This is a genomic window from Gangjinia marincola, from assembly GCF_039523415.1.
Lineage (GTDB): Bacteria > Bacteroidota > Bacteroidia > Flavobacteriales > Flavobacteriaceae > Gangjinia > Gangjinia marincola.
Genome location: NZ_BAAAFG010000015.1, coordinates 171,728 through 192,812 on the forward strand (window position 1 = coordinate 171,728; position 21,085 = coordinate 192,812).

The 21,085-nt window shown below is 37.6% G+C and carries 16 protein-coding genes and 1 tRNA gene; 11 read left to right on the plus strand and 6 right to left on the minus strand.

Annotated elements, in window-relative coordinates; genetic code table 11:
- The first annotated feature begins 100 nt into the window (after positions 1 to 100).
- From ABD000_RS08615 to ABD000_RS08630, 4 genes are all read left to right on the plus strand, one after another.
- Positions 101 to 173, plus strand: a tRNA-Phe gene (locus ABD000_RS08615).
- 496 nt (positions 174 to 669) lie between these two features.
- Complete coding sequence (locus ABD000_RS08620; protein ID WP_343766048.1) at positions 670 to 1,653, plus strand: aspartyl protease family protein; 984 nt, start codon at positions 670 to 672, stop codon at positions 1,651 to 1,653.
- A complete protein-coding gene (locus ABD000_RS08625) occupies positions 1,646 to 2,614 on the plus strand; it encodes an early set domain-containing protein (protein ID WP_343766050.1) in 969 nt (322 codons plus the stop codon). Before ABD000_RS08620 ends, ABD000_RS08625 begins: the two co-directional genes overlap by 8 nt.
- A gap of 141 nt (positions 2,615 to 2,755) precedes the next feature.
- On the plus strand, positions 2,756 to 3,790 hold the full coding sequence (locus ABD000_RS08630) for an aldo/keto reductase (protein WP_343766052.1): 1,035 nt from the start codon (positions 2,756 to 2,758) through the stop codon (positions 3,788 to 3,790).
- Here the strand turns inward: ABD000_RS08630 and radA are convergent.
- The 5 genes from radA to panC are packed head-to-tail and all read right to left on the minus strand — an operon-like array spanning position 3,787 to position 8,536.
- Positions 3,787 to 5,148 carry a DNA repair protein RadA gene (gene radA / locus ABD000_RS08635; protein WP_343766055.1) on the minus strand — a complete coding sequence of 454 codons (1,362 nt, stop codon included), beginning with the start codon at positions 5,146 to 5,148 and terminating at the stop codon, positions 3,787 to 3,789. The two genes, ABD000_RS08630 and radA, sit on opposite strands and share 4 nt — an antisense overlap.
- 31 nt (positions 5,149 to 5,179) lie before the next feature.
- Positions 5,180 to 6,322 carry an alpha/beta hydrolase gene (locus ABD000_RS08640; RefSeq protein ID WP_343766057.1) on the minus strand — a complete coding sequence of 381 codons (1,143 nt, stop codon included), beginning with the start codon at positions 6,320 to 6,322 and terminating at the stop codon, positions 5,180 to 5,182.
- Positions 6,323 to 6,351: 29 nt separating this feature from the next.
- Positions 6,352 to 7,323: a lysylphosphatidylglycerol synthase transmembrane domain-containing protein gene (locus ABD000_RS08645; RefSeq protein WP_343766059.1), complete on the minus strand. Its 972-nt coding sequence runs from the start codon at positions 7,321 to 7,323 to the stop codon at positions 6,352 to 6,354.
- 1 nt (position 7,324) lies between these two features.
- Positions 7,325 to 7,675: an aspartate 1-decarboxylase gene (panD, locus tag ABD000_RS08650; RefSeq protein WP_343766061.1), complete on the minus strand. Its 351-nt coding sequence runs from the start codon at positions 7,673 to 7,675 to the stop codon at positions 7,325 to 7,327.
- 9 nt (positions 7,676 to 7,684) lie between these two features.
- Positions 7,685 to 8,536 carry a pantoate--beta-alanine ligase gene (gene panC, locus ABD000_RS08655; RefSeq protein ID WP_343766064.1) on the minus strand — a complete coding sequence of 284 codons (852 nt, stop codon included), beginning with the start codon at positions 8,534 to 8,536 and terminating at the stop codon, positions 7,685 to 7,687.
- A gap of 104 nt (positions 8,537 to 8,640) precedes the next feature.
- Between panC and ABD000_RS08660 the strand changes: the two genes are divergently transcribed.
- From ABD000_RS08660 to ABD000_RS08690, 7 genes are all read left to right on the plus strand, one after another.
- Entirely contained in the window at positions 8,641 to 9,462 is an 822-nt protein-coding gene (locus ABD000_RS08660) for a glycogen/starch synthase (RefSeq protein ID WP_343766067.1), read from the plus strand.
- A 4-nt stretch (positions 9,463 to 9,466) separates the two neighbouring features.
- Positions 9,467 to 11,164: a BamH family beta-barrel-assembly machinery protein gene (gene bamH, locus ABD000_RS08665; RefSeq protein WP_343766071.1), complete on the plus strand. Its 1,698-nt coding sequence runs from the start codon at positions 9,467 to 9,469 to the stop codon at positions 11,162 to 11,164.
- A gap of 6 nt (positions 11,165 to 11,170) precedes the next feature.
- Positions 11,171 to 13,018 (plus strand): glutamine--fructose-6-phosphate transaminase (isomerizing), encoded by a 1,848-nt coding sequence (glmS, locus tag ABD000_RS08670; RefSeq protein WP_343766073.1) that lies wholly within the window; start codon positions 11,171 to 11,173, stop codon positions 13,016 to 13,018.
- A gap of 71 nt (positions 13,019 to 13,089) precedes the next feature.
- Complete coding sequence (locus tag ABD000_RS08675) at positions 13,090 to 15,837, plus strand: TonB-dependent receptor (RefSeq protein ID WP_343766076.1); 2,748 nt, start codon at positions 13,090 to 13,092, stop codon at positions 15,835 to 15,837.
- A 1-nt stretch (position 15,838) separates the two neighbouring features.
- Positions 15,839 to 17,365 carry a G-D-S-L family lipolytic protein gene (locus ABD000_RS08680; RefSeq protein WP_343766079.1) on the plus strand — a complete coding sequence of 509 codons (1,527 nt, stop codon included), beginning with the start codon at positions 15,839 to 15,841 and terminating at the stop codon, positions 17,363 to 17,365.
- A 232-nt stretch (positions 17,366 to 17,597) separates the two neighbouring features.
- The gene (gene atpD / locus ABD000_RS08685) at positions 17,598 to 19,109 is read left to right on the plus strand and encodes a F0F1 ATP synthase subunit beta (protein ID WP_343766083.1); all 1,512 of its coding nucleotides are present in this window, start codon (positions 17,598 to 17,600) and stop codon (positions 19,107 to 19,109) included.
- A gap of 75 nt (positions 19,110 to 19,184) precedes the next feature.
- The gene (locus ABD000_RS08690; protein WP_343766087.1) at positions 19,185 to 19,460 is read left to right on the plus strand and encodes a F0F1 ATP synthase subunit delta/epsilon; all 276 of its coding nucleotides are present in this window, start codon (positions 19,185 to 19,187) and stop codon (positions 19,458 to 19,460) included.
- Between the two features lie 173 nt (positions 19,461 to 19,633).
- Here ABD000_RS08690 and nhaA read toward each other — a convergent pair whose 3' ends face one another.
- The gene (gene nhaA / locus ABD000_RS08695) at positions 19,634 to 20,986 is read right to left on the minus strand and encodes a Na+/H+ antiporter NhaA (RefSeq protein WP_343766089.1); all 1,353 of its coding nucleotides are present in this window, start codon (positions 20,984 to 20,986) and stop codon (positions 19,634 to 19,636) included.
- Between the last annotated feature and the right edge of the window lie 99 nt (positions 20,987 to 21,085).

Consider the following 21,085-nt stretch of genomic DNA (forward strand, 5'->3'; position numbering starts at 1 on the left):
GATTTTTTTAGAGAATGTTATTGCGGGTTTTGTAAAATGCCGTTATATTTGCACCCGCCTACGCTGAAAGCCAATAAACTTTTAAGCAGAAATGTAGTGGGGTACCTTAGCTCAGTTGGTAGAGCAATGGACTGAAAATCCATGTGTCCCTGGTTCAATTCCTGGAGGTACCACAAGCCCGAATTAACGTTCGGGCTTTTTTATTTTATATGTCTCACTATCTCTACGTAATATATTCTAGGAAACTAAACCGATTTTATGTAGGAGAATCTATTGATCCAAAACCAAGACTACATTAACACAATACGCATTACTTTAAGTCTAATTTTACTCGACAAGCTAATGATTGGAAAATGGTGCTTGATTACAACTGCAGTTGTAAAGAAGATGCCATTTTACTCGAAAAATTCATCAAACGAATGAAAAGCAAAGCCTTTGTTAAAAAATCATTGATGATCCTAAAATTTTAGATGATATATTGACACAAAAATAGTCCCTAGTTCCCCCGTCCCGACGCTTCGGGATCGAGGGCTGGAGGTACCACTAATACTAATATTCTACGCGTCTAACATTAGTTAGGCGTTTGGTACAATAAGGTGATACATATCTTTTAACATCAATTTTATTCTTAAAAACGTAACTTACAGGATGAAGTAATGTCTTATTTATATGAGATCTGTCCTCGCCTGTATTATTTTAAGTTGTTTTTGGGTTGATGCCATTGCTGTTAAGCATAACGATAATGTCTTTACAATTGATACAGGAATAGTTTTTCCTGAAGCAGAAATAATCAACGAACACACCGCACGCATACCGTTTAAGTTAGTTGATCACCTCATTGTAATTGAGGCAGAGCTTTTGAATAAAAAAGGGGATTTTATAATTGATACTGGCAGTGAGGCGCTTCTTTTAAATAGTGTTCATTTTTCTAATGAATATTCAACCGCTACGGTCAATAGAAAAAGTGCCGGAGTTTTGAATCAAATTGAAGATCTGAGAGAAAAATATCTTCAGGAATTTATTCTCAATAACTTTAGCTTAAAAAACAAAAGATCAGATATTATTGATCTTTCTCATATTGAAAAAACAAAAAAAATTAACCTTCTCGGAATTATTGGATATACTGTTTTGAGAGACTATGAGGTATTTATTGATCTTTATTTAAATCAAATTACACTTACAAAAGTGAACCCAAATGGTGATCGTTTAAATAAAAGAGTATATGCCGAAAAAATTACAGATAGCCTACATTTCAATTTAAAAGGACATACCATTGTACTCAATGGCGAGATCAACGGTGAAGGAATTAAACTTGCGTTAGATTCTGGAGCAGAATTTAATCAACTTAATAAAAAAGTTAGTCGAAGAATTTACAGAAACTTCTCTCCAGAAAGAAGAATAAAGCTCATGGGAGCAAGCAAAAGAACAATTGAAGTAATTACTGGTAAATTACACCGCCTAAAATTTAGTAATAGCATTTACACAGGCCCAATGCAAACCATCATAACCAATCTTAATAGCATGAATGAAGCTTTTGGCACATCCTTGGATGGAGTTATTGGCTATGAGTTTCTTCGCCAAAAGAGAACGATTATTAATTATCAAAAAGAAATGCTTTTCTTTATTGATTATCCAATCGTTTTCAATGACTAAATTTTTCCTAAATACGATTTACTTTCTTTTCTTTTTTACCTTTTCGATTGGATTTTCTCAAGAAAACGAGGTAAAAGGATACCGTATTGATGGCGATGAAATTGTTTTTACATTTGATAAAAGAGATTATGAAAAAGCATCAGGAGATTACGGGGTCATTGATTTTGAAGATCTTGAAATAAAAAAAGTAACTCTTTCAGGAGCATTTAATAACTGGTCTACTAAACCAAGAGATGATTGGCGATTAATCAAAATTGATGAAAACCGTTATGAGTTAAGAAAAAAATTAGAAGATTTTAATGACGAGTTTTTATGGGAGTTCAAGTATGTAGTTAATAACTCGTATTGGGCAGAGCCCAGCGATGAGATGATTAATAGGACAAGGGCTATCAAAAATGGATTACCCCTTAATGCCTATAATTTAAAAATGTATTTGGCTTATCCTGACGAACACGGGAACAAGACGTTTAGATTAAATGGTTATTATGATGCTAAAAATGTTGTTTTGAGTGGTAGTTTCAATAAGTGGAATGAGCGCGACTTTAAAATGAAACGAGACAAAGAAGGTTGGAATATTACGTTAAAACTTAAACCAGGAGAATATGAATATAAGTTCATAGTAGATAAAGTTTGGATGACCGATCCGGCCAATCCAAACTTGATTGAAAATGAATTTGGTGGATATAACTCCTATCTTGATATAAAAAAAGAAGTAACCTTTTTATTGAAGAAGTTTTATCGCGCAGATTATGTCTTTTTGGTCGGCTCATTTAATAACTGGTCAGAAAATCAATACCAAATGAAGAAAACTAAGGATGGATGGAGCTATACCACCCGCCTGTCTGCGGGCAAACATCACTATAAATTTATCGTTGATGGCAAATGGATTACCGATCCTAAAAATCCCATACAAGAATATGATGAAGATGGAAATATTAACTCTGTAAGGATGGTGAAGTAATATGGTAGCATGATATAGTTTTCTAAAATTAAGTCATTATTGAGGCACTAACATAAATTCAACTATATTCTTACGAATTAAGATAACATTATAATAAACTCGGGGTAGGAGAGATTATTTTTGAAGCTTAATTCATTAAATATGATTTACGAAAAGCTCCCGCAAACTGATCTTGATGTGAGTAAGATTTGTTTAGGAACCATGACCTGGGGTCAGCAAAACACAGAAGAAGAAGGGCATGCACAAATGGACTTTGCTCTGGATAAAGGTGTTAATTTTTTTGATACTGCAGAGATGTACTCTGTTCCCGGTCGTGCTGAAACTCAGGGAAGCACAGAACGTATCATAGGAAATTGGTTTACTAAAACGGGCCATCGGGATAAAGTTATACTAGCTTCTAAAATTACAGGACCTAGTCCCACCTTTAAACACATAAGAGAAAATTTAGGGTTTAGCAAAGAAGCTATTCAAGAAGCGTTGCATAAGAGTTTAAAACGCCTGCAAACTGATTACCTGGATTTATATCAATTGCACTGGCCAGAGCGCAACGCTAATTTTTTTGGACAGCGCGATTACAAACATAATCCTGATGAGCGGTGGCAGGATAATATTGCTCAAATTTTGGATTCATTAGAAGAGTTTGTTACACAAGGTAAGATTCGGCATATTGGAATCTCTAACGAAACACCTTTTGGCTTATTTAGATATATTGAAGAAACACGTAATAGAAATAGTAAGGTAGTTTCAGTCCAAAATGCCTATAATTTATTGAACCGAAAAGACGAAATTGGTCTATCTGAAATACTTTTGCGAGAAAATATAGGATACTTACCGTATTCACCGCTTGGATTTGGTCAACTCACCGGAAAATATTTAGACGGCTATCCTAAAAATTCCAGAGTGAGCTTATTCCCTAACTACAACAGATACCACAAAGAGAATGGCTTTAGGGCAACCCGAAAATACAAAGCTATCGCAGATGAATATAACTTATCACTCACAAAACTATCGCTAGCATTTGTCAATCAGCGTCCTTTTGTAACTTCAACAATCATTGGAGCAACATCACTTGATCAATTAAAAGAAAATATTGACAGTGTGGAGGTTCACTTATCAGATGAGATTTTGAAAAAAATTGACGCAGTGCATGAAGAAATTCCAAATCCTGCACCTTAACCAAAAAGATGATGTACCACATCATCAACTCGTGCTACTCTGATCACGCTAATGGTGCTGGAAATTTTTTGTGTTTTACATTGTTTTGAAATCATAATACTGGCGAAGCCTAATTTTTCAGCTTCTAGTATACGCTGCTCAATGCGTGTGACCGGTCTAACCTCACCGGCTAAACCAACTTCACCCGTAAAGCAAATATCCTTTGGAATAGCAATATCTTCATTACTGGATAAAATAGCAGCGATAACCGCTAAATCTATCGCCGGATCATCTACACTGATCCCGCCGGTTACATTTAAAAAGACATCTTTAGCACCTAGTCTAAAACCAGCTCTTTTTTCTAACACCGCTAAAATCATATTGAGTCGTTTAGCATTATAGCCTGTAGTACTGCGCTGCGGCGTTCCATATACTGCCGTGCTTACTAACGCCTGGATCTCGATCATCAACGGGCGCATACCTTCTAATGTGGCGGCTATAGTTGCTCCACTCAACTCCTCGTCTGTTTTTGAAATTAAGATTTCGCTTGGATTAGAAACCTCACGCAAACCCTGACTAAGCATCTCAAAAATTCCCAGCTCATTGGTAGAACCAAAGCGGTTTTTATGGGCTCTCAAAATACGATATACATGATTGCGATCCCCTTCAAATTGTAAAACGGTATCTACCATATGTTCCAGCAACTTTGGCCCTGCAATTTGACCATCTTTTGTAATGTGACCTATTAGAATAACTGGAGTGGCTGTTTCCTTGGCAAATTTAATCAGCTCTGTTGTGGTTTCTCTAATTTGAGAAATACTCCCCGGACCAGATTCAATATAGTCGGTGTGCAAGGTTTGAATAGAGTCTATGATGACAACATCTGGTTCTACAGCTTCAATTTGTTTAAAAATCAGTTGCGTTTTAGTTTCGGTAAGTATGTAGCAGTTATTAGAAGATGGATTGATACGTTCTGCACGCATCTTAATTTGCTGTGCACTTTCCTCACCCGAAACGTATAAAGTTTTAAATGGAAGACTTAGAGCAATTTGTAGCATCAAGGTACTTTTCCCAATACCCGGTTCACCACCTAACAATGTAAGTGATCCGGGAACGATACCGCCTCCTAGAACACGATCTAATTCGGCATTTTTTGAAGGGAGACGCAGCTCTTCAGCTGAAGAAATTTGTGATAACTTAAGCGGTTTAGCAGCTTTTTGTGATGAGGAAGATGTGGTATTCCATTTCTTTTTATCTACGGCCTGTACCAACTCTTCGGCAATCGTATTCCACGCTTTACATGCGGTACATTGACCTTGCCATTTTGCATATTGGGCTCCGCAGTTTTGACAAAAAAACGTAGATTTTACTTTGGCCATAGTATTCTTCCGCGAAAGCGAAAACGATTAGTTAGTATCCAAAATCTTCTTTAATCTGCTCAGACCTATCCAGCATGGTATCTTTATCTAAATTAGCGATTTCATCCAGAAGGAAGGCAGATTGATACATGCGCATGGCTTTTTTTGGGCTTCCGGTTTCTTCGTAAAATCGGGCTTTATAATATGATCCCATCATGGCCTTAGGATAATATTGATTTGCTAATTTACCTAGGTCCTCATAGTCATCCCAAGCTTCCTTCTTTTCAATAGCGTCCGCAATAGCGACAAAATCATTGACCCTTACTTTTTGATTGAGCCCAAAAAGATCCTCTACTGTTTGATATTTATTCATCAAATACTGATAGGGCGTTAAATCTGATGTAATAACCTTTTCATTGAATTCTTTATTATCAATTGGGCGATATACTGAAAATATGCTTTCCAGGGCTTTAGGTATCGCGCGCTCTACCAAAGAATAATGGTTGGCTCCCTTAAAATTATCAAAGGTGTAAAGAAGCTGTTCACTTTGAATCTCTTTTAGGCGTTGATCCAGAGCTAAAGCATCTTCACGAAGAGAGTTTACGTCTTCAGTTCCAGTGGCAGTGTAATACCAAATTTTTTGCTTAGAATTACTCAATACATCAGCGATACGATCTGGCATGGGCGGAGCAAAATCCGGACTAAGATTAATAAACCCTCTAAAGAGGGGGTTGTCCTTCATGAGATAATAATTAATGAAATTGGCAGATTGATCATGGCCTAATGCAATGGTAAATTTAGCAGTGCGATAGTTTTCATCCAGATATGGAAAAACTTCCATCCCGATAAACTCAAAGAAAAGTGCTCCTTCCTCATCTGGATAGTAATTTACATCTTCATATTGAAGATCTTTTTGACGTCGATTTTCATGCATTACGCCTACCACGATAGCTTCGGGCATGTCCTCCCAGTAACTCGAATAATCAACATTACCCGCTAAAATTTCAAAGAGATAATCTCCATCTAGGGTCAGAATAACCGGGTAGGTTTTGTCCTCATTTTCGGCATAATTTCGGGGTAATTGTATTTTAATTTTTCGTTTACTTTGAAGAATTTGAGACTCTACATTAACGTACTGGGTTTGAGCTAAAGCCCCAAGGCTGATGAAAAGAAAAAGAAGTAAGCTATTTCTCATAGGTTATGATGTAAGGTATGTTGGACAAGTTATGTATTTTTTTTTGAGTTTAACAATGATATAAATAGAAAGGATAACCCCCCAATCACTAAATTAAATAGCGTTTGAGATCCCCATATAATCCAGCCTAGTGCTTCGCCGTTCTCTTTTGAAATCCCGTAAAGCGAAAGGACTAAACCTACTGCAATAGGATAAACGCCTATTCCCCCGTTAGTTGTAGATACCGCAAATGCACCGGCGATAAAGGCGAGCAACATTCCTTGTACTCCTACATTTGTTGTTTCAACCACTGTGTTTTTCATGATGTAAAACATGATAAAATACATCGCCCAGATAAATAAGGTATGCAGGATAAACGGAACTTTTTTTTGCATTTTAGTGATACTTATGATACCCTCAACCATTCCTTTTATTAAGCTTGTTATTTTTTTTATAACGCTATTTGAAGATCGCCTCATGATCTTTAATATCATAAATGCCAGAAAAACCAAAATTAAAGCAGCAAGCAAGGGTAACAGCGGATTGATCTTATTTGATTCAAAATATAAAAGCAATACCTGAGTCTGTAAGAACAATGCCACTAGGACGATGAGAAGCAACATAATAAGGTCAATGATTCGTTCTGTGATGATAGTTCCAAATCCTTTTTCAAAAGGTATTGAAGCATAAGTTCGTGCTGTGCCTGCCCGTAACACCTCGCCAGATCGCGGAATACCAAGATTGGAAACATACCCCATCATCAATGCCATAAAACTATTTTTTAGTGAAATAGAATGTCCTAAAGGCTGCAAAAGGTAATTCCAGCGATACGCCCGTGATAAGTGCGACAATAATGAACACACTAGTGAGATAAAAATCCAGCCTGGATTAGCAGACGTTATGTTGTTCCATAAAGTTGCCCTTTCTTGAGGCGTAGCACTACTCACCGAGTACCAGATTAAAAAAACTCCCAACAAAAGTGGGAGTAAAGTTTTTAGTATTTTTTTTAGTGTTGGACTCACCTTAATCCAAAAGGTTATTTTCTTCGTTTGGAAACACTAGGGAAGGTTTAAATTCTTTAGCCTCGTCCATGGTCATCATGGCGTAAGTGATGAGAATCAAAATATCACCGGCAGCTACTTTGCGTGCTGCAGCTCCATTGAGGGTAATCTCTCCACTATTACGCGGTCCTGGGATAGCATAGGTTTCAAGACGCTCACCATTATTATTGTTCACAATTTGTACTTTTTCACCTTCCACTATATTGGCTGCGTCCATAAGATCTTCATCTATAGTTATACTTCCAATATAATTTAAGTCAGCTCCTGTGACTTTAACGCGGTGGATTTTAGATTTTACAACATGTATAAGCATAATGCAAAGTTAGTGCTTTAGAGCAATATTATCAATTAATCTTACAGCGCCACATTGAACCGCAATAAATGCTCTGTAGGACTTATTTTTATTTTTTCTAATGACTGGAAGAAGAGAATCTTCTTGAGCGATTTCAAAGTACTCTAATGAGAGCTTGACGTTTTTCTTAAATTCATCTTTCACCCAATCTCTTACTTCGTTTGCACTTTTTATGCCAAACAATTTTTTTGCTTTTTGAAGTGTTTTGTAGATAAAGGCAGCTTCTTTTCGGTCACTATAGCTCAATAACTCATTCCTTGAACTGCGCGCTAATCCATGAGGTTCTCTTGCAATAGGGCAGCCAATAATTTTGACGGGCAACTTCAAAATTTTCACTAATTTTCTTATGATTTGTAATTGCTGAAAGTCTTTCTCTCCAAAATAAGCTGTTGTAGGCTGAACTGTTTCAAACAATAACGAGACTACTGTACCCACTCCATCAAAATGTCCTTTTCTAAAACGTCCTTCCATTTGATTAGCAATAGTGCCAAAGTCAAATGTTTTTGCCACAATCTTGCCTTGATAAAAATCTGAAGCGGCTGGAGCAAAAATGACAATATCAGAAGACAGTTTTTGTAATAGCTGGACATCTTTCTCTAAGGTTCTTGGGTATTTTTCAAGATCGGCAGGATTATCAAACTGGGTTGGGTTTACAAAAATACTCACTATGGTGTAAGCATTTTCTTTTAATGAGGCGGCAATTAGAGATAAATGTCCCTCATGCAATGCTCCCATTGTGGGAACAAACCCAAGGCTTAAATTTTTCTCTCTATAAGGTTGTATAAATTTTTTAAGTGATTCTCGGGTTGTAAAGACCTTCATTTAGTGTATTTAAGAGCCGACAAAGCTAATATTTTCAGTTCAATCTGCATAAAATTTAGTACTTTTGCATGTTTTTTGACAAGAATACTAATAATTCAAGTTTTATGAAGGATAAGAGGATATTATACGTATCATCTGAGGTTATACCTTATTTACCCGAAACAGAAATTTCTGCAATGTCGTTTGAGGCACCTAGAATGGTGAATGGGATGGGTGGACAAATCAGAATATTTATGCCCAGATTTGGGAATATCAATGAGAGAAGACACCAGCTGCACGAAGTGATTCGCTTATCTGGAATGAATTTAGTTATCAATGACTTAGACATGCCATTAATCATTAAAGTAGCCTCTATTCCTAAAGAGCGAATGCAGGTTTACTTTATCGATAATGAAGATTACTTTAAACGCAAGGCCACATTAACAGATGAGGATGGACAGCTTTTTGAAGATAATGATGAGCGTGCAATTTTCTTTGCAAAAGGCGTTATTGAAACGGTAAAAAAATTGAACTGGTCTCCAGACATCATTCATGTCCATGGATGGTTGGCGTCTTTATTGCCACTGTATCTCCGTAATTATTATGGCAACGAACCATTGTTTGAAGAGTCTAAAATTGTTACCTCTGTATACAATCAAAGCTTTGATGGAGCGTTAGATGGTGATATGAAAATGAAAGTTTTATTTGACGGGATGGAAGAAGATGCTGTTGCACCTCTTGATGAGCCCACGTATACGAATCTACTTAAAATTGCCGTACAAAATTCTGATGCCGTAATTAAAGGGAGTGAAAATTTACCAGATGAACTGGAAAAGTTCATTGATAATAGTAAAAAACCAGTATTGGATTACTATCACAAAGACAATTTTGCTGAAGCCTATCAGCAATTCTATCTAACTAATGTTTTAGAAGAAAATAACGACTAGTTTAATGAAGCGAATTATATATGCTGCCAGAATGATGGCTGTAGTCCTATGTACTTTTCTTATAGGATCTTGTGAAGAAGAGCAAACGACGTTAGGAACAAACCTTTTTGATCCGCTTACCTTAACCCAGGATTCATTCGACGTTACGTCCTATAATGTAAAATTAGATGCAGTAGAAACAGATGACCTTCCTATAAATCTAATAGGGTTTTATAAAGACCCGGTTAAATATGGAGAAGATGGAAGTCAAGAGATTGAAACCACCTACAGCGTGATGTCGCAAGTCACCTTACAAAATGTTAATCCCACTTTTGGAACAGATCCAGTATTAGATAGTGTAGTTCTTACCTTACCTTATTTTTCAACGTTAACAAGTGAAACAGGAGTTGATGAAGAGAATAGAACCTATGACCTTGACTCAGTATTTGGAGGCTCTCCTATCAATCTATCTGTTTATAAATCTGAGTATTACTTGGCAGATCTTGACGTGGAAAGTAATTTTGAAGATGAGTTGAATTTCTTTTCCGATATTAATGATATTAGTGATTTCAATGGGAATGCTAAAGGAGAGTTACTACGAGAACTTCAAGGATTTACGCCTAGTGCAGATCAAATCCGTTTAGATACTCTTGAAGATGAACTTGATGAGGATGGGAATCCTATTATCGGTGATGATGGTGAGCCAGAACAAGAGATCGTTAGCACGTATAGTTCACCACGTTTGAGATTAGTATTCAAAGAGCGACCGGATAATGATGATTTACAGACTGCCGATTTGGCAATTCTTCAAATGTTTGAGAACATAATTATAGATAAAGAGGGTGAAGTAGAACTTTCTAGTAATAATAATTTTAGAAACTTTTTTAGAGGAATTTATTTTGAAGCTGAGGCCACAGGTGAAAATGGAACTTTAGTCGCTTTTAATTTTGCGAACCCAGATGCCGGGATAGAACTCTTTTATCGTTCTACAACCACCACTGTTGATGATGAAACCGGAGATTCTATTGAAACCGAGGTTCAAAATACATTTAAGCTCAACTTTAGGGATCAAGGCAATGTAGCCAATAGTGTCAATGTCATGAATAACAGTGAAGAAATCACTCTTTCTGCCAGCGATCAAGACGAGGTAAATGGCGCTGAATATTTATATCTAAAAGGTGGACAGGGTAATATGGCTGTAGTTGAATTAGATGCATCGATTGTAGATGAAATAAGCACAAATAATTGGTTAATCAATGAAGCTAATCTGGAGTTTTATGTAAGAGGAAGTTCTTCAAATGCACCTCAACGTATTTTCATTTATGATTTGGTAAATGAAACCGTATTGACAGATTTCTTTTTAGAACAAGAAAATACGGCATTTCCTGAGCTATCTCGAACGCAACACTTAGGTCCGCTAAATGACGATAACGCTGATGATAGTTTCTACAGGATTAAAATCACCGAGTATATTAAAGCTTTAGTAGAGGCTTTAGAAGATGATGAAGACGTTGACAATCTAATCTTGGGAATTACAGTTGCTCAAAATGTAAACCTCAGCACACGATCACAAGTCAAAGTAGAGGAAGATGTTGAAGAACTCGTGCCGACTATACCCACAACATCGGTTATCTCCCATCAAGGTGTAGTACTTTACGGAAATAATTTTCCTGATGAAGAAAAGAGGTTGAAACTCAGAATATTTTACACAGACCCCAATTAAATTTATATGTGCGGAATTGTAGGCTACATTGGTCATCGCGAAGCTTATCCTATTGTCTTAAAAGGACTCAAAAGGCTTGAATACAGAGGCTATGATAGCGCTGGCATCGCTCTGTATGATGGTAAAGATTTAAAACTATCCAAGACTAAAGGTAAAGTTGTTGAGCTGGAAGAAAAGCTTGAAAGTGAAATTTCAACCCAGGGAACAATAGGTATAGGTCATACCAGATGGGCCACTCATGGAGAGCCCAATGATGTTAATTCTCATCCGCATTATTCAAATTCTGGTGATCTGGTGATTATTCACAATGGGATTATTGAAAATTATGATGCCATAAAACAAGAATTAATTAAACGTGGATACACCTTTACCTCAGATACAGATACCGAAGTTCTAGTAAACCTCATTGAAGACGTCAAGAAACAAGATGATGTGAAACTGGGAAAAGCAGTCCAAATCGCCTTAAATCAAGTGGTAGGAGCTTATGCCATTGCAGTTTTTGATAAAAATAAACCAGATGAGATCGTCGTTGCTCGTCTAGGTAGCCCATTGGCCATTGGAGTAGGTGAAAAAGAGTTTTTTATCGCCTCAGATGCATCTCCATTCATTGAGTACACTACTAATGCAATCTATCTTGAAGATGGAGAAATGGCAGTAGTTCGTATCTCAAAGGGGATAAAAATCAGAAAAATACAAGATGATTCATTAGTAGATCCTTATATACAGGAACTTCAAATGAATTTAGAACAAATCGAAAAAGGTGGTTACGACCACTTTATGCTTAAAGAAATCTATGAACAGCCAGATGCGATTAAAGATACCTTTAGAGGTCGAATGTTAGTCGAACAAGGCATCATAAGAATGGCAGGAGTAGATGACCATTTTGAAAAATTTCTCCAGGCACCTCGAATTATAATTGTTGCCTGCGGAACCTCTTGGCATGCAGGATTGGTAGCCGAATATATTTTTGAAGAATTCACACGTATTCCCGTTGAGGTGGAGTACGCTTCAGAGTTTAGATACCGCAACCCAATCATACACAAAGGAGATGTGGTAATCGCTATATCTCAAAGTGGCGAAACTGCAGATACTATGGCTGCAATAAAATTGGCAAAAGGCCAGGGAGCGTTTGTGTTTGGAGTGTGTAATGTAGTGGGATCATCCATCTCAAGAGAAACTCATGCGGGTGCCTACACCCATGCAGGGCCAGAAATTGGTGTAGCTTCTACAAAGGCATTTACTACGCAAATTACGGTACTCACCTTAATGGCGCTTAAAATATCCAAGGCGAAAGGTATTTTGTCAAAAACTGCCCTGCATCGCTATCTTCAGGAGATGGAGTTGATTCCGGCTAAGGTTGAAGAAGCCCTCAAAAGCAATGAACATATTAAGGCTGTAGCCGAAGAATATAAAAACGCTTCAAATTTCTTGTATTTAGGAAGAGGGTATAATTTCCCGGTGGCTCTTGAAGGAGCTTTAAAATTGAAAGAAATTTCTTACATCCATGCCGAAGGTTATCCTGCGGCTGAAATGAAGCACGGTCCAATCGCCCTCATCGATGAGCAAATGCCTGTCGCCGTAATTGCTACCCGAAAAGGGCACTACGAAAAAGTAGTCAGTAACATTCAGGAAATAAAATCTCGCAAGGGAAAAATCATTGGTATTGTAACTCAGGGAGATACAGAAGTACGCGGTTTAGCCGATTACGTGATTGAAGTGCCTGAAACCCTTGAAGCACTAACCCCATTGCTCACCACAATACCGCTGCAATTGCTTTCCTATCACATCGCAGTGATGCTGGGTAAAAATGTAGATCAGCCAAGAAATCTTGCAAAATCAGTTACGGTTGAGTAAATGACAGATTAATATTTTTTTAAGGATATAAGTTTATAATTCGTAAATTGTTGCTCATTTAATTCATAAATATGAGAGCAATTTACTTTTTGTCTCTACTACTTATTTCGTTTGCCTCTGTAGCTCAAACAGTTATTAAAGGTAAAGTAGTAGATGAGAATTCGGTACCTATACTAGGTGCTAATGTTATTATCAAAGGTACATCTACAGGAACAGCCACCGACTTTGATGGACTTTTCACCCTTAGTATCGAACAAAATCTTCCGGTTGAGCTGGAGGTGTCTAGTGTAGGGTTTGAATCACAAACCATTCAGGTTACCTCTGCCAATCAAGATCTTACGATTATTTTAAAAGAAGGTTCAGAACTGGATGAGGTAGTAATTTCAGCCTCAAGGACACCAGAGCGTATCTTTGAATCCCCGGTGACTGTAGAACGTTTCGGGTTAAAAGAAATAAAGAATACTGCTTCTCCAGATTTTTATGGTGGGTTAGAAAATTTAAAAGGCGTTGATATTAATACTAATAGTTTAACTTTTAGATCCATCAACACCCGTGGTTTTGCAACATTTGCCAACACACGATTTATGCAATTAGTCGATGGGATGGATAATTCTGCTCCGGCACTTAACTTCCCACTAGGAAACCTATTAGGGATGACAGATCTTGATGTACAAAGCATTGAATTGCTACCGGGTGCAGCGTCTGCATTATATGGAGCGAACGCTTTTAACGGGATTTTATTTATGCGTAGTAAAAATCCATTTGATGATGATGGATTGAGCGTGTATCTCAAACAAGGATTTACAGATCAGGAAGCTGCCGGGACTAATCCCTTTACTGATGTGGGTATTCGTGCAGCACATAAGTTTAGTGAAAAGTTTGCTGCTAAAATCAACTTTAGCTATCTAACGGCAACCGATTGGTGGGCCAATAGCGAGAATGGTAAAATAAATCCAGGAAGCACACGTCAAAATGATATTAATTACGATGGGATAAATGTATATGGTGATGAAGTGGCGACAAATATTAGAGCTGCCTCTGGAGGATTGGGAATTATCCCAGATGTTGAGGTAAGTCGAACAGGATATAATGAGGAAAATTTAACAAATTATAATGCTGAAAGTATAAAGGTCGATTGGGGCTTTTATTTTAGACCTTGGGAAAATGACTTTGAGATCGTCTATCAGGGTAAAGTTGGATCTGGATCAACGATCTATCAGGGAGCCAACCGCTACAGTCTACGTGATTTCTTTTTATCCCAGCACAAACTTGAGTTTAGAAATGACAACTTCTTTGTACGTGGGTATGTGACCGAAGATAGAGCGGGAGATTCGTATGATATGGTCTTTACAGGAATCAATATCAACCGCGCATGGAAGAGCGATCAGCAATGGTTCGGTGAATATATCCAAACTTTTGCTGGCGCAACATTAGGCGGTGCAACCGAAGATCAGGCTCATGCCTTAGCGCGTGAAGCAGCAGATACAGGTAGATTAATCCCTGGAACACCAGAGTTTGAGCAAACCTTTAATGAAGTAATTGCCAATCCAGATTTGAGTTCAGGATCTAGATTTCAGGATAATTCTAAGTTGTATCATGCAGATGTAAACTACAACTTTAGTCATTTAATTGATTTTGCTGAAATTCAAGTGGGCGGATCGTTTAGAGAGTATGAGCTCAATTCGTTTGGAACTATTTATACTGATGCCGATGGTCCTATTAACTATAATGAAGTCGGGGTGTATACTCAAATTCAAAAAAATGTGGACTTAGGGGACACCGCAGAGTTAAAGCTAACCGGTTCTGTTCGTTATGACAAATCAGAATTATTTGATGGTTTTTTCTCTCCCAGAGTTTCTGCCGGAATTACCATTGCTGAAAATCATAACATCAGAGCTTCTTTCCAAACAGGATTTAGAAACCCAACTACACAGGATTTATTTATTGGTTTAGATGTAGGTAGAGCAATTCTAGTTGGTGGTGCCGAAGAAAATCTTGAACGTGAGTCAAGAATATTTGATGACATTAGTGCCCAAGGTCAAGCCATAAGCGGGCAATCTTCTGTTGAACTTACAGGAACAAATGCATACAGGAACTCATTTTTGTCAACTGATGGTCAGCTAACAGTAGGTAATCCTAATCTGGCAACACCAGAGCAAGTGACTTCTTTTGAGTTAGGTTATAGAGGAAAATTAGGAAAAATTACCGTAGATGCTTCGGCATATTATAATCAATATGATGATTTCTTATCGGCACTAAATGTATTAGCACCTTACTACGGCACAGTAGACGCTGACGGTGATGGAGAAATCGATCCGGGAACAGATGCGCTTACAGCCATCGGCCTGGGAGATTTTCAAGTATATCAAGTCTACACTAACTCGGTAGCCGATGTGAATTCCTATGGCGGAGCCATTGGAGTAAATACTAAAGTACTGGGTGGTTTTGATTTAGGAGCTAATTATACCTACGCAAAATTAGATTTTGATCAGGAGAGTGATCCCGGATTCAGACCGCAATTCAATACGCCAGAGCATAAGGTTAAAGCTTCTTTTGGCCATACAGATTTATTTACAAATTTTGGGTTTAATGTTGCCTGGAGATGGAGCGATACGTACTTGTGGCAATCTCCTTTTGGAGACGGGCAAATCCCTTCTTTCAATGTGGTAGACGCACAAATTAATTATACCGTACCTAAAATCAAGTCTACCTTTAAATTAGGAGGATCCAATTTACTGGGTGATGAATACTTCACCGCATTTGGAACTGGTTTTATTGGATCACAGTATTATGTTTCATGGACGATAAATAACTTTTAAGATGATAAAAATTAATTTAAAATATATAATACTCGGGATAAGTTTAATTACCGTTTTTAATTCTTGTGAAGACGATGATCCCATTATAGAAGTTCAAGAACCAAGACCTTCTCTTGTTGCGGGAGAAGCTGATTTTTCTACCTATGTTTCCTTAGGTAATTCGCTTACAGCAGGATTTAGTGACGGCGCATTATTTATAGCTTCCCAAGAAAATTCCTTACCTAATATATTATCAGCGCAATTTAGCTTGTTAAATGGACAGGGATTTAACCAACCGCTGACTAATGATAATTTTGGTGGTTTGGCAGTTGGTGGAACGCGAATTGTAGGGCCAAGACTAGTTACAACTGGTGGTGCCCCGCAAAATCTTGAGGATGTAATAGGCCCTATCACAATAACTACAGATTTACTACAACCTCCAACTGGTCCTTTTAACAACATGGGAGTTCCAGGTGCTAAGATTATGGACTTGACAAATGAAAATTTTGGTAATCTCGGAGCATTAGGGATTGGTGATGGCAATCCTTATTTTATTAGAATGGCATCTAGTCCTAATTCAACAGTATTGGAAGATGCGTTAGCACAACAGCCTACATTCTTTTCTCTTTGGATTGGAAATAATGATGTTTTGGGTTATGCATTGGCTGGAGGGGACGAAAACGAAGATGAGATAACTGATCAATCAGAGTTTAGTTTAGAATATGAGGAGCTGATAACTTCTCTAACAGCCAATGGCGCAAAAGGTGTCGTAGCTAATATCCCGGATGTAACAACTATTCCGCATTTTACAACGGTGCCATGGAATGCAGTGCCTTTAGATGCAGCAACAGCAAATGCATTAAATACAGGATACGCAGCGTACAACGGAGGACTGCAACAAGCCCTTGTTGCATTAGAGGGAACAGGATTATTTACAGCAGAGGAGGTTCAAAAAAGGTTGATTAATTTCTCTGAAGGGCAGAATGCAGTAGTGATTATTGATGAAAATTTAACAGACTTAGGAGCTATAAATCCCGCATTTTCTGGACTGCTTCAATTGAGACAAGCAACAGCTGAAGATCTTTTAGTGCTTCCGGTATCTTCAATCCTAGCAACCGGAGGGGGTACTGCCGTACCACTTGAGGATAGATGGGTACTTACACCAGAGGAGCAAACCGAAATTGCGAATGCCACCATAGCATTTAATAACGTGATAGAATCAGCCGCCAGTCAGGCGGGACTTGCCTTTGTAGATGCTAATGGCATTTTGGAAGGAATCTTTAATCAAACCTATACAGGATTCGACATGGATGATGACGACGATGATTTTGATACAAGCGCAAGTAGTAGTTTTACGTTGACTTCAGATTTAGTAACCGGCGGAGCATTTTCATTAGATGGGGTTCACCCAACATCCAGAGGGTACGCGTTATTAGCAAACGAATTCTTAAGAGCGATTGATAAAGCTTACGGAACAAATTTTGAAGCATCAGGATCATTTGTGAATATTGGGAATTATCCTACCAACTACTCTCCTACACTTCAATAAATTTTTCATTAACCAACCAAATACGAAAAGCGTTTCTTTAAAGAAGCGCTTTTTTTAATGCAAAATTTCAACGGTGTTTTATACCATTGAGAGGTTAAAAATTCTTGAGTAAAAAATATCAATTTCCGATATAAGAAATACGATTTAAAAACATATCTTTGCAGCCGAAAAATCAGCGCATATTTGCACGCGCAACACATTGATAATAAACGAATACTTAAAGAATTAGATAATGTCTAAAGTTACAGGTAAAGTTTCTCAAGTTATTGGCCCTGTGGTTGATGTTGTATTCAACGCAGAAAATGCTATTCTACCTAACATCTATGATTCATTAGAGATTACACGTGAAGATGGCTCTATTTTGGTGCTTGAAGTACAATCTCATATCGGTGAAAATACGGTGAGAACCATCTCAATGGATTCTACTGATGGATTAAGTCGTGGAGTAGATGCAGTTGCAACAGGTGCACCAATCAAAATGCCCATTGGAGATGATATTTACGGTCGTCTTTTTAACGTAACCGGTGATGCAATTGATGGTATGGCAAACCTGCCTAAAACAGGAGATGATGGGATGTCTATTCACAGAGCTGCACCTAAATTTGAAGACTTATCTACATCTACTGAAGTTTTATTCACCGGGATCAAAGTCATCGATCTGATTGAACCTTATTCAAAAGGGGGGAAAATTGGTCTTTTTGGTGGTGCCGGAGTAGGTAAAACCGTATTGATTCAAGAATTGATTAATAATATCGCTAAAGGTCACGGCGGACTTTCAGTGTTTGCAGGAGTTGGAGAGCGTACACGTGAAGGAAATGACTTATTGCGTGAAATGCTGGAGTCTGGTATTATAAAATACGGCGATGACTTTATGCATTCCATGGAAGAAGGCGGATGGGATCTTTCTAAGGTAGATAAAGAGGCCATGAAAGAATCTAAGGCAACCTTTGTGTTTGGTCAAATGAACGAACCCCCTGGAGCACGTGCACGTGTAGCACTCTCTGGATTAACGATTGCAGAATATTTTAGAGATGGAGCAGGTGAAGGTCAAGGGAAAGACGTACTTTTCTTTGTTGATAATATTTTTAGATTTACGCAGGCAGGATCTGAAGTTTCTGCATTATTAGGACGTATGCCTTCTGCGGTAGGTTATCAGCCTACATTAGCAACAGAGATGGGTGCGATGCAGGAGCGAATCACCTCAACAAAACGCGGTTCTATTACCTCTGTACAGGCAGTATATGTTCCTGCAGATGATTTAACAGATCCCGCGCCGGCAACAACCTTTGCTCACCTTGATGCAACTACAGTACTTTCTCGTAAAATTGCAGAACTAGGTATTTATCCCGCCGTAGATCCATTGGACTCAACGTCCAGAATTCTATCAGCTGATATCTTGGGAGATGAACATTATGATTGTGCTCAACGTGTTAAAGAACTCTTACAGCGTTATAAAGAACTACAAGATATCATTGCCATTCTTGGAATGGAAGAATTGTCTGAAGAGGATAAGCTTGCTGTTTCACGCGCAAGACGTGTACAACGTTTCTTGTCTCAGCCGTTCCACGTAGCTGAACAATTTACAGGACTTAAGGGTGTGTTAGTAGATATTAAAGATACTATCAAAGGGTTTAATATGATTATGGATGGTGAGTTAGATCATCTTCCAGAAGCTGCTTTTAACCTTAAAGGAACTATTGAAGAAGCGATTGAAGCAGGTGAGAAAATGCTTGCTGAAGCCTAATAATTAGTTTAGAGTTAGAGCTATGAGTTAAGAATTACTCATAACTCATAACTTGTGACTCATAACTTGAAAAGCATGTATTTAGAAATTGTAAGTCCAGAACGAGTTTTATTAAGTGCCGAAATAACTTCGGTTACTGTACCGGGTGTGGATGGTGAGTTTCAACTATTGAATAACCACGCGCCAATTATTTCATTGTTGAATGAAGGTACCGTAAAAGTTTCAGGAAATATAACCCTAACCGAAGAGAACGAAGCTCTTTTTACAAAAAAAGGAGATCAGTTAATGCACGACATTAAGGGCGGAGTTATTGAATTAAAAGACAACAAAATTATTATCCTTGCAGATTAATAGACAAATAAAGCGTACCGTAAAATCCTGATTCTTCACCGAATTGGGATTTTTTATTTAATGAGGTATTCTTAAGGTTTGACATTCAACTGCAAAAGAACTTAACACTAAACTTCTACTTGCAAGTTCTGCAAGGCAAATACGGTTAGATGGACTTTACAAAAGTTTGATTTCTACTCCTCTTCTCCCATAATATCTTCTTCAGGATCATTTTTTGCTTGTCCTTTTTTTGAAGAAAATCTAACAATTAGAAAACCGGTCAACCCGGCAATAAACGAAGTAATTAAAATTGAAAACTTAGCGGCTGTCAATAACGCCTCATCATCAAACGCGAGGTTCGCGATAAATATTGACATCGTAAATCCTAAACCACCTAATACTGCAATTCCAATAATTTGAGTGAAATTTACATTTTGAGGTAGTTTGGCAATATTTGTTTTTACAGCTATCCATGAAAACAAGGAAATTCCTATGGCTTTACCTACAATAAGCGCCACACCAATTTGATAAATAATAGGAATATTTTCACCAATACTACTAGCCTTGATAATAATTCCCGCATTAGCAAGAGCAAAAAGCGGCATGATCAAATAGGACACATAATCTTCAAGGCGATGTTCTACCCGCTGCATGGGGGGGATTACTTTACTACCAAGTTTTCTCAAACGTTCAGAGGCGTGAACCTCCTCAGACATTAAAACATTTTTTTGTTGAAGCTTATTTTCTTTATTGGTTAAGGTATTAATACTACTTTCAATGTTGTCAAAGAAATTAGCAAGTTTGCTGTTTCTTTTGGAAGGAATTGTCATGGCAATTAATACTCCGGCAATAGTTGCGTGTACCCCAGATTTTAAAAACATAAACCAAATAACGATTCCTATTACGAACCAGATTAACGTAGAATAGTATTTTTTTCTGCCCAGTATTCCCAGAATCAGTAAAAGACCACCGGCAATCCCTAAATACATCCATGAAATATTACCACTATAAAATATCGCAATGATTAATACGGCAATGATATCATCTACAATGGCAAAAGCAGTTAAAAATACTTTTAATCCTAAAGGAACACGATCTCCTAATAATTGTAAAATTCCTAGCGTAAAAGCGATATCTGTAGCTAATGGGACTCCCCAGCCATCGCTCCCCTCTCCACCTCCATTGAGAATAAAAAATATGCTTAGTGGGATGACTACACCACCAACCGCCGCAAAAATTGGAAGCGCCGCTTTTGTAAAGGTTTTTAACTCACCTGCTAATACCTCCCGTTTTATTTCAAGACCCACATATAAAAAAAAGATCGCCATCAAACCATCATTAATCCAATGGTGTAAGGTTTTTGAAAGGTTGTAGGGAGTATCTTCAAATCCCAGAGAAAGTTTCATTTCCCATAGATGCTTATAACTTTCAGAAAAAGGAGAATTTGCCCAGACTAACGCTGCGACCGTGGCAAATAGCAGTAAAAAACTCCCTAGTGCCGAAGAATTAATTAGTTTTTCAAAGGGGGACGCAATTTGTTTGAGCATGGAGGAAAGTTAATTTTTCTTTCTTCCGCTTCAAACGAATTACAAGTAGTTTAACACATTACGTTCAAACAAGATGTCATCAAATAGCTTCTGTCTTTA